The sequence below is a fragment of the Prauserella cavernicola genome (assembly GCF_016595675.1).
Lineage (GTDB): Bacteria > Actinomycetota > Actinomycetes > Mycobacteriales > Pseudonocardiaceae > Prauserella_A > Prauserella_A cavernicola.
Window position 1 is genome coordinate 403,801 of record NZ_JAENJH010000001.1, and the last position, 13,073, is coordinate 416,873.

At 71.9% G+C, this 13,073-nt stretch carries 14 protein-coding genes; 8 read left to right on the plus strand and 6 right to left on the minus strand.

The genetic code is table 11. The features are described 5' to 3' along the window. The first annotated feature begins 38 nt into the window (after positions 1–38). Both JHE00_RS01925 and JHE00_RS01930 read left to right on the plus strand, forming a co-directional pair. Complete coding sequence (locus JHE00_RS01925) at positions 39–470, plus strand: NfeD family protein (RefSeq protein WP_200314101.1); 432 nt, start codon at positions 39–41, stop codon at positions 468–470. Between the two features lie 124 nt (positions 471–594). Next, on the plus strand, positions 595–1,950 hold the full coding sequence (locus JHE00_RS01930) for an SPFH domain-containing protein (protein WP_200315759.1): 1,356 nt from the start codon (positions 595–597) through the stop codon (positions 1,948–1,950). A gap of 78 nt (positions 1,951–2,028) precedes the next feature. On the opposite strand, the gene JHE00_RS01935 is transcribed toward JHE00_RS01930, so the two are convergent. Then, positions 2,029–2,799: an SGNH/GDSL hydrolase family protein gene (locus JHE00_RS01935; protein ID WP_200314103.1), complete on the minus strand. Its 771-nt coding sequence runs from the start codon at positions 2,797–2,799 to the stop codon at positions 2,029–2,031. 34 nt (positions 2,800–2,833) lie between these two features. Next, positions 2,834–3,349 (minus strand): CGNR zinc finger domain-containing protein, encoded by a 516-nt coding sequence (locus JHE00_RS01940; RefSeq protein ID WP_200314105.1) that lies wholly within the window; start codon positions 3,347–3,349, stop codon positions 2,834–2,836. Positions 3,350–3,374: 25 nt separating this feature from the next. On the opposite strand from JHE00_RS01940, the gene JHE00_RS01945 reads away from it, so the two are divergent. Beyond that, entirely contained in the window at positions 3,375–3,548 is a 174-nt protein-coding gene (locus tag JHE00_RS01945; protein WP_200314107.1) for a hypothetical protein, read from the plus strand. Positions 3,549–3,564: 16 nt separating this feature from the next. Here the strand turns inward: JHE00_RS01945 and JHE00_RS01950 are convergent, their stop codons facing one another. Continuing rightward, positions 3,565–4,659 carry a tyrosine-type recombinase/integrase gene (locus JHE00_RS01950; protein ID WP_200314109.1) on the minus strand — a complete coding sequence of 365 codons (1,095 nt, stop codon included), beginning with the start codon at positions 4,657–4,659 and terminating at the stop codon, positions 3,565–3,567. A gap of 135 nt (positions 4,660–4,794) precedes the next feature. Here JHE00_RS01950 and JHE00_RS01955 point away from each other — a divergent pair, with 135 nt between their 5' ends. Together JHE00_RS01955 and JHE00_RS01960 are read left to right on the plus strand one after the other, a co-directional pair. Next, entirely contained in the window at positions 4,795–5,220 is a 426-nt protein-coding gene (locus JHE00_RS01955; RefSeq protein WP_200314111.1) for a YciI family protein, read from the plus strand. A gap of 43 nt (positions 5,221–5,263) precedes the next feature. Next, positions 5,264–6,526, plus strand: a complete 1,263-nt coding sequence (locus tag JHE00_RS01960; RefSeq protein ID WP_200314113.1) for an RNA polymerase sigma factor — start codon at positions 5,264–5,266, stop codon at positions 6,524–6,526. Here JHE00_RS01960 and JHE00_RS01965 read toward each other — a convergent pair. Then, entirely contained in the window at positions 6,523–7,188 is a 666-nt protein-coding gene (locus JHE00_RS01965; protein WP_200314115.1) for a response regulator transcription factor, read from the minus strand. The genes JHE00_RS01960 and JHE00_RS01965 overlap by 4 nt on opposite strands. Then, positions 7,185–8,345, minus strand: a complete 1,161-nt coding sequence (locus JHE00_RS01970; RefSeq protein ID WP_200314117.1) for a sensor histidine kinase — start codon at positions 8,343–8,345, stop codon at positions 7,185–7,187. The genes JHE00_RS01965 and JHE00_RS01970 overlap by 4 nt, the downstream gene beginning before the upstream one ends. Positions 8,346–8,475: 130 nt before the next feature. Between JHE00_RS01970 and JHE00_RS01975 the strand changes: the two genes are divergently transcribed. Then, a complete protein-coding gene (locus JHE00_RS01975; RefSeq protein WP_200314119.1) occupies positions 8,476–9,096 on the plus strand; it encodes a class I SAM-dependent methyltransferase in 621 nt (206 codons plus the stop codon). 583 nt (positions 9,097–9,679) lie between these two features. Here the strand turns inward: JHE00_RS01975 and JHE00_RS01980 are convergent. Next, positions 9,680–10,222: a TetR/AcrR family transcriptional regulator gene (locus JHE00_RS01980; RefSeq protein ID WP_200314121.1), complete on the minus strand. Its 543-nt coding sequence runs from the start codon at positions 10,220–10,222 to the stop codon at positions 9,680–9,682. Between the two features lie 358 nt (positions 10,223–10,580). Between JHE00_RS01980 and JHE00_RS01985 the strand changes: the two genes are divergently transcribed. Together JHE00_RS01985 and JHE00_RS01990 are read left to right on the plus strand one after the other, a co-directional pair. Further along, entirely contained in the window at positions 10,581–11,735 is a 1,155-nt protein-coding gene (locus tag JHE00_RS01985; RefSeq protein WP_200314124.1) for a Cmx/CmrA family chloramphenicol efflux MFS transporter, read from the plus strand. A 219-nt stretch (positions 11,736–11,954) separates the two neighbouring features. Continuing rightward, positions 11,955–13,025, plus strand: coding sequence for a coiled-coil domain-containing protein (locus JHE00_RS01990; RefSeq protein WP_307831777.1), 1,071 nt, complete (start codon positions 11,955–11,957; stop codon positions 13,023–13,025). Positions 13,026–13,073: the final 48 nt, after the last annotated feature.

A 13,073-nucleotide genomic window follows, 5' to 3' on the forward strand; every position in this document is an offset into this window, starting at 1 on the left:
TCTCGGTGGAATTGGTGACGATCTGGGAGCATGTCTGCATGACAGCGGCACTTATCTGGCTCATTGTCGGAGTCGGGCTGATCGTGGCGGAGGTGCTTTCCGGCGATTTCGTTCTCCTCATGCTCGGTCTCGGCGCTCTGGTCGGCGCGGGCTCGGCGGCATTGACGGGCAACGCGATCGTCGACGTCATCGTGTTCGCGGTGGCCTCGATCGGCCTGCTGGTGCTCGCCAGACCCGCGTTGAAGCGCCGGTTCCTGTCCGGTCCGGGGGTCAAGACCAACGCCGACGCGCTCGTGGGGGCGCAGGCGGTGACGATGTCTACTGTGGATTCTCGTGGTGGTCAGGTGAAGCTGGCCGGTGACGTGTGGTCCGCTCGCAGCATCGCCGAGGGGACCGTGATCGCTCCGGACACCACGGTCACCGTGGTGGAGATCGCCGGGGCGACCGCCGTCGTGTCGGCAGAACCGTGATGGCCGTCGGCGCCAGCGCGGAAATCAGTAGGAAGATGAAGGGAAGTACGTTTTGTCGACGGCAGCGATAATCGTTGTCGCCATCCTCGCGCTGTTCGTGATCGTCACGGTCGCGAAGGCGTTGATGGTGGTGCCACAAGCGCAATCGGCGGTGATCGAGCGCCTGGGCCGGTTCAAGACCGTCGCCTCGCCCGGTCTGAACTTCCTGGTGCCGTTCCTGGACAAGGTGCGCGCCAGGGTCGATCTGCGCGAGCAGGTCGTCTCGTTCCCGCCGCAGCCGGTCATCACGCAGGACAACCTGACGGTCTCGATCGACACGGTGGTGTACTTCCAGGTCACCGACTCCCGTGCCGCGGTCTACGAGATCTCGAACTACATCGTCGGTGTGGAGCAGTTGACCACGACGACGCTGCGCAACGTGGTCGGTGGCATGAGCCTCGAGGACACGCTGACCTCGCGTGACCAGATCAACCAGCAGCTGCGCGGTGTGCTCGACGAGGCCACCGGCCGCTGGGGCATCCGCGTCGCGCGGGTCGAGCTGAAGGCGATCGACCCGCCGCCCTCCATTCAGGACTCGATGGAGAAGCAGATGCGCGCCGATCGGGAGAAGCGCGCCATGATCCTCACCGCCGAGGGTCAGCGGGAGTCCGCGATCAAGACGGCGGAAGGTCAGAAGCAGAGCCAGATCCTCGCGGCCGAGGGTTCCAAGCAGGCGGCGATTCTCGCCGCGGAGGCGGAACGACAGTCGCGGATCCTGCGCGCTCAGGGTGAGCGGGCCGCCCGGTATCTGCAGGCGCAGGGCCAGGCGAAGGCGATCGAGAAGGTGTTCGCCGCGATCAAGGCGGGCAAGCCGACTCCGGAGGTGCTGGCCTACCAGTACCTGCAGACCCTGCCGCAGATGGCGCAGGGCGACGCGAACAAGGTGTGGCTCGTGCCCAGCGACTACGGCAAGGCCCTCGAGGGCTTCGCGCGGTCGCTCGGCGCTCCGGGCGACGACGGCGTGTTCCGCTACGAGCCGCCGAAGGAAGAGCCCACTCCGATGCCGTCGCTCGACGACGACGAGGTGTCGAGCTGGTTCGACACCTCCACCGACCCGAAGGTGGCCGAAGCGGTGCGCGAGGCGGAAGCCGTTGCGCGCCAGGAGGTCGGCGGGCCGTTGAGCACGCCGTCGCGTCCGTCGGCGCTGTCGTCGCTGGGTGGCACGCCCAAGCCCGCCGAGCCGGAGCGGGCCGAGCCGGAGCCGCCGCAGCAACAGCAGCTGCCGCCGACCCCGCCGCCTCCGCCCCCGGCACCGCCGGCACCCCCGGCGCCGCCGCAGTCCAACCCGCCGACGCCGCCTTCGGGTGGCCCGTTCGGCGCCGGAATGCAGCAGAGCCCTCCGCAGCAGCCGGGTCCGTTCAACCCGCCGCCGCAGCAGGGTGGTGGACAGCAGTTCCCGCCGCAGAACCCGCCCTATGGCGGTCCGCCGCGGCAGCAGTAGCCGAGCACAACCAGAAGGGCGCCCCCGCGACGATCGCGGGGGCGCCCTTTCGTTGTTGTCAGGGGGAAGCGTCGGCGCTCACAGCTCCCGGGTGACGACGGGCGTCAGGTCGGGGCGCTTGGGCGCGACCGTGTCTCCCGAGGACTCGCCCCGCAGCCGCCTGCGCACCCACGGCAGGGCGTGCTCGCGGGCCCAGTGCAGGTTCTGCGTCCGTTGTTCGCGGGCGCTGAGCACGGCGCGGGGGCCGAGGTCGGCCGATTCCACTGTGTGCTCGACCCCGAGTGCGTCGAGCAGCGCACCGGCGATGAGCGTGTGGCCGTGGACGTTGAGGTGGATGCGGTCGGCCGACCAGAGCCGCCGGTCGCGCAGCCGCCGCATGGCCCACATGTCCACCAGCAGTGTGCCGTGGCGGGCGGCGATGAGCCGCACGTGCTCGTTGTAGATCGCGGTGCGCCCGCGCATCCGCCGGAACAGTGGGTCCTCGACGCCGTCGACGCCGGTGAACAGCACGACGGTGGCGCCGGTCGCGGCCAGCGCGCCCACGGCGGCGTCGTAGCGTTCGGCGAGCGCGTCGATGTCGATCTTCGGGCGCATCAGGTCGTTGCCGCCCGCGTACAGCGTGACCAGATCGGGCTTCAGCTCGAGTGCGGGGTCGAGCTGCTCGTCCAGTACCTGGAGCAGCAGCCTGCCCCTGATCGCCAGGTTGGCGTAGGCCAGGGCGGGGTGGTGGCGGGCGAGCTGTTCGGCGACGCGGTCGGCCCAGCCTCGCACCCCGTTGGGGTAGGCCGGGTCGTCGTCACCGACGCCTTCGCTGAACGAGTCGCCGAGCACCACGAACCGGTCGATCATCCCTCGACTGTAGCCACGCGCCCGCTGTGGTCTGTCACACGCGCTGTCGTTCGCGGTGCTGGGCCACGTGGACCCTGGTCGCGCAGCGCGTCGAGCAGAAGCGGCGGCGGCCGTTGCGGGAGGTGTCCACGTAGACGACCTCGCAGCCCTCGCGGCCGCACACACCCATGCGTGCGGGGTCGTCGCAGAGCAGGTGCGCGATGCCGCCCGCGGTGTAGGCCTGGATGCGGCGCACCCAGTCGTCGTCCTCGCTCGCGTAGTGGATGTGGGGCTGTTTGGCGTCGTGCCGGGAGATGTGGGGGCGGCAGGCGGAGTCGGCGAGCAGGGTGTTCACCAGGTCCACGCGCCTGCCGGTGTCGGGCTCGGCGAACACCTCGCCCAGCCTCGCCGCCCAGCCGGCCACCGCGCCGTGCTGCTCCGCGGTGAGCGAGGTGAGCCGCATGTCCTCGGCCTGGAGCCGCTCGACCAGGTCGTCGGCCGATTCGCGGATCGCGTTGACGACCACGGCGGCGACCCGGGCCGCGGTGCCGCCGTAAGGGTTGAACTCCATTAAGTCATTACATCACGATGGCGGCATGATCGACCAACGGTGCCCGCGCTGCGGGTGGCCCCTCGCTGAACTGCCCGCTCCCGCCGCGTCCACGCACGCGATGTCGCGAGGACAGGTGAGCTACCGGCGCTGTGTCTGCGGCAGCTGGCTGCTCGTACTCAACGGCGAACTGCTCGGCGCGACGCGCGCCCGGTCGTGAGCACCGCCGTGACCGCTCACGCCCTGCGGTGCTCGGCCAGGATCTGCGCGAGGGTGTGGGCGGGGGAGCTGTCGAGCTTGTGGCGGTGCGCGTCGTAGCGGTCCCGCGTGGTGCGGATGTCGGCGTGGCCCAGCAGGTCCTGCACCTTCTGCACGGCGACATCGTGTGAGAGCAGCAGCGTGCCGGTGGTGCGCCGCGCGGTGTGCGGCGAGATCGTCGTCGCCGCGGGCAGTCCGGCGGCGTCGGCGAAGCGGCGCAGCGCCTGCCATACGTCGCGCTGCCGCAACGCCTTCCCGCCTGGTTTGGCCGGGTCGTGCGGATGCGGCGTGGTGGCCAGCAGCGGGCCGCTCAGCCTCTCGGCGGCGACACCGTGGCGGTCGGCCCGCCGGTTGAGGTAGCGCGCGAGCGGGCGCAGCGCGGGCGCGACGACCGGCACGAAGTCACGCTGTCCGCCCTTGCCGGTGTAGCGCAGGATCGTGTGCCCGGAGTCGGTGTCGAGGTCGTCGACCGTGGCCGTGGTGATGCCGGAGACCCGCAGCCCGGTGTAGAAGAGCAGCGCGACGAGCGCGGCGTCGCGCCAGGCCGCCTCGGTGTCCAGCCGTAGCGCGCGGGTCTCCACGTGGTCGAGCAGCGTGGCGGTGGAGCGCTCGTCGAGCGCGGACCTCGGGGACACCTTCGCGCGCTTGGGCCTGGTCACGGCGCCGATGGGGTTGGTGTCGGTGACGTCGTTGGACTGCAGGTAGCGATACCAGCTCGACACGCCGGCCAGGGTGCGGGCCACCGTCGACGGAGCGGCGGGCCGGGCGACACCGTCGCGGCCGGTGACCGTGAGCGACGTCTTCCACGCGTCCACGTCGGCGCGGCGGGCCCGCAGCGGGTCGAGCCCGGTCCGGTGGCACCACGACAGCCACGCCGCGAGGTCGGCGTAGTAGGCGCGGCGCGTGTGCTCGCTCTTGTCGACGCTGAGCCACAACACGGTGACGTGCCGGACCGCGTACCGGTCGGACGGGTCGGCGGGAGGCAATGCGGGCAGCAGCTCCACCGCCTCGGTGACGCTATCCGCGTGCCCCTGGCGCAGGGCGAGCTCGCCGGCTTCGGGCCTGTCGATCATGGTGTAGGCGATTGTGCCCTGTCGCCGGAGAAAAAAGTCGGAAAAGATGTCTCCACCGTGTCGAAACGACGGGGGTCCGTTCGACGCGTGGGTGCGGGCCGGGAGGAACCGGCCGCCGACTACAGGGAGAACACCATGCGTTTCATGATGATCGTCAAGGCCAGCTCCGAGTCCGAGACCGGCGCGATTCCCTCCGAGCAGGATCTCAACGAGATGGGCAAGTACAACGAGGAACTGGTCAAGGCGGGCGTGCTGCTCGACGCCAACGGCCTGCTGGAGAGCGCCAGGGGTGCCCGCGTCCAGTTCACCGGCAAGAACCAGACCACCGTCGTGGACGGGCCGTTCACCGAGACCAAGGAACTGGTCGCCGGCTACTGGATCATCGACGTCAAGTCCAAGGACGAGGCCATCGAGTGGGCCCGCCGCATCCCGTTCCAGGAGGGTGAGGTCGAGGTCCGCAAGGTCGCCGAGGCCGAGGACTTCGGCGAGAGCTACACGCCGGAGATCAAGGAGGCCGAGGACAAGCTGCGCGAACAGCTCGCCGAGCGCCAGCAGTCCTGAGGTTCGCCGGACCGCTTGCCGTCACGCAGCTGTCCTGCTGGGATTGGTGGTTGTGACGGCAGTTGCGGACACCCATCGCGCCATCGACGCCGTCTGGCGAATCGAGTCGGCCAGGCTCATCGCGGGACTGGCCAGGATGCTGCGTGATGTCGGCGCCGCCGAGGAGCTCGCGCAGGACGCGCTCGTGGCGGCACTGGAACAGTGGCCGGAGTCAGGCGTGCCGGACAATCCGGGCGCCTGGCTCATGTCCGTGGCCAAACGCAGGGCCATCGACCAGTTCCGCCGCCAGGAACGCCTCGCGCGCAAGGTGGAGGAGATCGGCAGGGACCTCGAGACACAGGAGGAGCCCGAACCCGAGCTCGACGACATCGGCGACGACCTGCTGCGCCTGGTGTTCACGTCCTGCCACCCGGTGCTCTCCACCGAGGCGCGCGTGGCGCTGACACTGCGGCTGCTCGGCGGGCTCACCACCGACGAGATCGCGCGGGCGTTCCTCGTGTCCGAGTCCACGGTCGCCCAGCGGATCGTGCGAGCGAAGAAGACGCTCGCCACGAAGCGGGTGCCGTTCGAGGTACCGCAGGGCGCGGAGCTGGCCGGCCGGCTGTCGTCGGTGCTCGAGGTCGTCTACCTCATTTTCAACGAGGGCTACTCGGCCACCGCGGGCGGCGACTGGATGCGACCCGAGCTGTGTGCGGAGGCGCTGCGCCTCGCGCGGGTACTGGCACAGCTGGCACCGAAGGAACCCGAGGTGCACGGCCTCGTGGCGCTGCTGGAGATCCAGGCGTCGCGCTCGCGCGCCCGCACCGGCCCCGACGGTGAGCCGGTGCTGCTGCTCGACCAGGACCGGGGCCGGTGGGACTGGCTGCTCATCCGCAGGGGGCTCACGGCGCTCGACCGTGCGTACTCGCTCACCGACTCGCTCGGCCCGTATGTGCTGCAGGCCGCGATCGTCGCGTGCCACGCACGGGCCCGGACGGCACAGGCGACGGACTGGGCCCGCATCGCCGCGCTGTACCTCGCGCTGGGCCGGGTGACCCCGTCGCCGATCGTCGAGCTCAACCGGGCGGTGGCGGTGTCCATGGCCGAGGGCCCCGCCGCGGGGCTCGCGCTGGTCGACCAGCTGAGGGACGTTCCCGCACTCGCGAACTACCACCTGCTGCCGAGCGTGCGCGGTGATCTGCTGGCCAAGCTCGGCAGGCACGCCGAGGCCCGCGACGAGTTCGCCGCCGCGGCCGCGCAGACGCGCAACGAACGGGAGCGACGGCTGCTGCTGGACCGCGCCGAGCGGGCCGCGGCCGCCGGTTAACCGCTGGTTCGGTCCCGGGTGAGCTCCGCCCGCGCCGCCAGCACCGCCAGCCGGACGCGGTTGGTGCTGCCCGTCTTGCTCATCAGGCTCGCGACGTGGGTCTTCACCGTCGTGACCCCGATGTGCAGCCGCTGCGCGATCTCGCCGTTGGACAGTCCGTCGCCGACCAGCCCCAGCACGTCGCGCTCCCGGTCGGTGAGCTCGGTGAGCCGGGGCACCTGCCGGTCGCGGTCGGTCTCGCGCGCGGAGACGGCGGTGCGGACCAGCCGGTTCAGCACCTCACGGCTGAACGGCGAGTCACCCGCGGCCACCCTGCGGACCGCGTCGAGCACCTCCTCGGGGGCGGCGTCCTTGGCGAGGAAGCCGTGCGCGCCCGCGGCCAGCGCGGGGTAGAGGTGCTCGTCGTCGTCGAACGTGGTGAGCACGAGGATGCGCGTGGAGGGCCTGGCGGCGAGGATGCGCGAGGTCGCCGTGATGCCGTCGACCCCGGGCATCCTCAGGTCCATGAGCACGACGTCGGGCAGCGTCTGCTCCACGAGCTGCGTGGCCTGGTGACCGTTGTCGGCCTCGCCGACCACCTCGAGGTCCTCGGTGGTGCCGCACAGCATGCGCAGGCCCGCCCGCACCAGCTGCTGGTCGTCGACGAGCAGAACGCGGATCATCGCACCGTCCCGGTCGCGCCGGTGGGCACCGCGACCGTCAGCTCCCAGCCGGGAGGCTCCGCGCCGGCGCGCATGCTGCCGCCCAGCAGCTCCACGCGCTCGCGGATGCCGACGAGCCCGTGCCCGGAGCCGTCGTGCTGCTCGGGACGGGTGTCGCCACCGTCGTCGCGCACCTCCACCCGCACCTCGTCGCCCAGCGTGCGGACACGCAAACTCGCCCGGGTACCGGTTCCGGCGTGCTTGATCACGTTCGTCAGGCCCTCTTGCACCACTCGCAGGATCGCGAGCCTCCGCATGGCGTCGAGCGCGGAGACCGCGGGATCGATCTCGGCGTCCAGTATCAGGCCCGTCCCTCTGGCGCGTTCGACCGCCGCGGCGAGCGCGCCCGTCAGGCCCTCGGGTTCGGCGAGCGCCGCCCCGGCCTCGTCGGTGACGCTCGCCGGGTCGCGCAGCGTCGTCACCAGGCGTCGCAGGTCGGTCAACGCGGTGCGGGAGGTGGTGTGCACGTCGGTGAGCGCGTGGGCGACCTCGGGTTCCCGGTCACCCAACGCGACCCTGGCGCCGCCGACCCGCATCGCGACCGAGGCCAGGTAGTGGGCCACCAGGTCGTGCAGCTCCCGCGCGATCGCGGTGCGCTCGGCCGCGCGCGCCTCGACCACGGCGTCGCGGCGCGCCCGCTCGGCGTGCATCGCCACCTGCAGCACGGAACGGATGTACACGCCGAGCAGCACCGGCGCCAGGGTCATGAGCGCGATCGTCGGCGGTGTCAGCAGCGGGTCGAAGCCCGGCACCGACACGGCGACCTGTGCCGCCACGTATCCCGCGGCGCCGACCCAGCACGGCCACCCGATCCGGCGCATCATCAGCTCGCCGACGGCCAGAGCCGCGAGCGCGAACAGCAGCGCGGCGGCGACGCCGGCGGGCAGCACCCGGGTCGCCAGCACGAGGAGCGTGGACTGGACGAGGGTGACCGCGAACGGGTACCTTCCGCCCGCGATGGTGACTGACGCCGAGGTCAGTCCCAGGACCCAGTCCGCGACGCTGGGTTCGAGAGGGCGGGAGTACACGGCGAGGTAGCCTGCGGCGCAGACGAGCGGCAGGAACCGGACCGGCGCCCAGACCAGGGTGGGGAACCGCCGCAGAAATCGCGACAACACCGAACGGACCCTAGGGAAGGTCCAGGAGTGGCACCTCCTACCGCGGGAGGAAACGAGCTCGTACTTTCGGCTGCGAGAACGGACCACGCAGCCGAGGGAAAGGCCGCCGCTCACTGCGACCGTGGAGATCATGACCAGCACGAGATCCTGGCGGGGCCTGTCGCTCTTCCTTTCGTCGGCGGTGCGCAACCCACAGCTCGTCGGCGCTGTCGCGCCCAGCTCCCGGGACCTCGGAGAGCAGCTGACGACGATCGTGCCCCGGTACGGCAGCCCGGTGGTGGTGGAGCTGGGGCCCGGAACCGGTGCTGTCAGCCGGGTCATCGACCGGCGCCTGCACGGCAACGGCACCCACCTGGCGGTGGAGATCAACCCGCAGATGGCCGAGCACCTGCGCGCCAGCCACCCGTTCATGTCGGTGGTGTGCGGCGACGCGGCCCAGCTGGACTCCCTGCTCGCCGAGGCGGGCGAACCGCGGGTGCACGCCGTGGTCAGCGGCCTGCCGTGGTCGCTGTTCGACGAGGAGCTCCAGCGGGCCGTGCTGTCCCAGGTGTGCGGTGCGCTGACTCCCGACGGCGGCTTCTCGACCTTCGCCTACCGGCATGCCGCCCGGCTCTCCGGCGCCCGGCGTTTCCGGGCGCTGCTGGACGAGTTCTTCGACGAGGTGATCGTCACCCGCACCGTGTGGCGCAACCTGCCCCCGGCGCTGGTCTACGTGTGCCGCAGGCCCATCGCGCACAGCGACGATGCCTGACCCACTGCCGTGGCTCGCGGGGCTGCCGCAGCCGTTGCTGCTGGTCGTGGCCGCCCTGGTGATCGTCGCCGAGGCCGGACTGCTCGTCGGCGTGGTGCTGCCCGGCGCGAGCGCCGTCATCGGAGTCGGAGTGCTGGCCAGGGAAGGGCTCGCCGAGCCCGCTCTGGCGGCGGGCATCGTCGCCGCGGCGGCGGTGGCCGGAACCCAGTTCGCGTACCTGCGCGGCAGGCAGGGCGCGCTGCCCACCCCGCGCAGGCTGCATGGTCCTCGTGCCAGGGCGATCCGGTTGCTCGAGCGCAGCGGGCCTGCGGCCGTGGCCGTGGCGCAGTGGTTCGCCGTGCTGCGCACGATCACGCCGAGGCTGGCCGGCTACGGCGGAGTGGGCTACCGGCGCTTCGCCGTGGTGAGCGTGCCCGTGTCGGCTCTGTGGGGCGCGACGCTGACCACCCTCGGCTACGCCATGGCCTCGGCGTACGAGTCGCTGGCCCGGTGGTTCGGACTGGGTGCGGTGGCCGTACTCGCCGGTCTCGTACTGGCGGCGTTCGTCGTGCGCAGGGTGTGGTCGCGGCGTCGCTCGGCCGTCTCAGCCGTCGATGAGAACCTGCAGGCCGGGGGCGTAGCGCTCGGCGATCCACTCGGGATCAGCGGTGGCGGCGAGCCCGTCCTGGTCCACGGCCATGACGGCGCCGAGGCCGAGCAGGTGCGCGACGATCAGCTCGGCTCGCAGTCCGGTGTCGGCGCCCGCGAGCCGGTGCTCGACCCGTCGCGTCACCTGGTCACGGAACCGCTCGCGTAGCAGCGCCCGTTCGTCGCCACTGCCCGCGGCGAACACGACGCGCACCAGCAGGTCGCTGCCCTGCTCGCGGCGATATCGCAGCAGGGTGAGCACGAGATGCCTGCCGAGTACCGCGTTCGGCACGGCGAGCAGTGCGTCCGCCGCGCCGGTGAAGTCGGCGACGGTGTCGAACAGGCCCTCCTTGCTGCCGAAGTGCTTGACGATGAGCGAAGCGCTGATCCCGGCCTCGGCGGCGATGTCGCGCAGGGTCACCGCCGCATAGGGCTGGCGGGCGAACGCCTTGCGGGCCGCGCGGAGGATGGCGCCGCGGCCCGAGTCCGCGCCGGTCATCGCGCCTGTCCCGGCGAAAGCGGGAGGCCGGGGCACTCGTCGGCGGCGGCTGCGGTCTCCGTCACCGGCACAGCATGCCCGATCGGCTCCGGCGCATATCCGGTGGACGGGGTTGCGGCGCCGCTGCTAGCGTGCGCCGCGTGTCCAGCCCTGAGGCGTCCAGACTCTAGCCACCGGTGCGCCCGGTGGCTCCCCATGTGCCCGCGTTGACCTTTCGCGCCCTGCTGTGGCGCTGACCTCGACGTCCGCGAGCACCGGGAACACACCGCATCGGACACGTTTCCCTCACCGCGGCAGCCCGCGTTCCTAGCGCTGCCGTGCTCTTGTCGAACCCTCGATGTGGTTGCGGAGTCTTGCTGTGCCTGTTGTCATCCACCTGCTCGGACTGGCGGTGTTCGCCCAGGCGACGTCCGAGTTCATGCTGTCCGGCCTGCTGCCGGACCTCGCCCGGAACCTCGGGGTCTCGGTGCCCGCCGCGGGAGCGCTGACGTCGGTGTTCGCCGTCGGCATGGTCGTCGGCGCGCCGCTGATGGCGATCTTGAGCCTGCGCTGGTCGCGTCGGCGCGCGCTGTTGACGTTCCTGCTCGCGTTCCTCGCGGTACACGTCGTCGGCGCGTTGACCACCAGTTTCGAGGTGCTGCTGGCCACGCGGGTGGCCGGTGCGCTGGCCAACGCCGGGTTCCTCGCGGTGGCGCTGGCGACCGCGACGAGCCTGGTCGAGCCCACCGCCAAGGGCAGGGCGACCTCGGTGCTGCTCGGCGGCGTGACCGTCGCGTGCGTGGCCGGGGTGCCCGCCGGGGCGCTGCTCGGCCAGCTGTGGGGCTGGCGGGCGGCGTTCTGGGCGGTGACGCTCGCGTCGGTGCCCGCGGTGGTCGCGATCCTGCGCTGGGTGCCCGAGCGTGCCGGTGCCACCGGACCGACCAGCGCCTGTCGGGAGCTGCGGGCACTGCGCGGCCCGCGGTTGCTGGTGACGTTGGCGCTCGGAGCGCTGGTCAACGGCGCGACGTTCTGCACGTTCACCTACCTGGCCCCGCTGGTCACCGAGGTCGGTGGCTTCGCACCGGCGTGGGTGCCGGTGCTGTTGGCGCTGTTCGGCGTCGGATCGTTCGCCGGGGTCACGCTCGCCGGGCGGCTGTCCGACACGCACCCCCTGCCGATGCTCTTGGTGGGCGGTGTCGCGCTGGCGCTCGGCTGGGTCGCGTTCGCCCTCCTCGCGGGCAACGCGGTGGCGACGCTGGTGCTTGTTGTGGTGCAGGGGACGTTGTCGTTCGCGGTCGGCTCGACGCTGATCGCCCGGGTGCTCTACGCCGCGCCTGACGCGCCGCTCCTGGGCGGCGGGTTCGCGACGGCGGCGTTCAATGTCGGCGCCGCGGCCGGACCGTGGCTCGGCGGGCTCGTGATCGGCGCGGGGTTCGGATACCGGGCACCGCTCTGGGTGAGCGCGGCGCTGGTGACGGCGGCGCTGGTGTGCGGAGCTCTCGCGTCAAGCCTCCGCACCCGCGAAGCGGTGTAACCCAGATGCGGTGAAGGGCACCTTGAGTGCATTGAACGCACTCAAGGTGCCCTTCACCGCAGTTCGCTGCTCGGGGAGGGGCTGGCGCGCGGGCTCGGGGGCTCATCTGTCGGGTGCTCCGTGATAAGGGGCATTATCACGGAGCCTGTTTCTCAGGTAGTTTCACTGATTCGCGTGTCGTGTTACGAGTTTTAGTAACGCGTGCGCGAAACTAGCGTGGTGACAAATGACCTGGTCAGTGACGTGGACGCCGACAACGACGCGCTCGCGGAAGTGCTGTGCGCGCTCGAGGGATGCGACAACCCGTTGCCTCCGCCCGCGGTGGACGAGAACGGCAGGCGCAAGGGCGGGCGACCCTCGTCGTACTGCTGCAAGGCCCACGCCGACGCGGCGTCGCGACAACGGCGCGCGGCACAGACGGCCGCCGTGCTCGACCCGCTCGCGGAGCTGCGGCAGGCAGCCGAGCTGTTCGGCCCCGTGGCCGCGCCGGTGCTGGACGCCGTGCGGGAGATGACCACCCGCCTCGACGCCGCCGAGCAGGGCGCGATCGCGCAGGTGCAGCGCGCCGAGGAGCAGGCCGCCGCCGCGCGCACCGAGGCGGAGGAGGCGCTCCGGCGCGCCGAGCAGGCCGAACGGGCCCGGGACCGCGCGCTCGCCCAGTCCCGTGACGACCGGGCCGCGCGCACCGACGCCGAGAAAGCAGCCAGGCGCGCCGCCGACGAAGCAGAGCAGGTCCAGCGCGACGCGTGGGCCAGGATCGCCCAGCACGAACGCGCCAGGGGAGCCGCCGAGTCCGCCGCCACGGCCAGCGCGCAGGCCACCGACGAGCTGGCGGTCCAGCTGCGCACCACGCGCCAGCACCTCGACGAGGCGAGGGAGAGCCGCGCCGCCCTCGCCGGCGACCTGCAGCTCGCCCGCGACGAACTGCGTGACCTCGCCGGCGCGCACACGCTGGCCACGGAACGCCTCGACGCGGCGTCCGCGCGCGTGACCGCCGCGGAGACCTCGCTGGAGCACGCCCGACGGGACCTGGCGGACGCCCGCGACGGCGCGGCCGCGCTCCGGACCGACCTGGACGGGACCCGCGACGCGCTCGCCGAGCAGCGTGCGGCCACCGAACGCGCGACCGCCGGGGCACAGGCGGTGGAGCAGTCGCGCGCCGCGGCCGAGGCCCGGCTGGTGGAACTGCGTGACGAGCTCGCCCGGGCCCACGCGCAGATGGATCTGCTGCTGGCCGCGCGCACGGCACCCGAGTCACAACCGGAGCCGGAGTCGCCCACGGAGACGTGACGCTCCTCTGTCACTTGCCAGTTACGTAAGCTTGCGGTTACATATGCG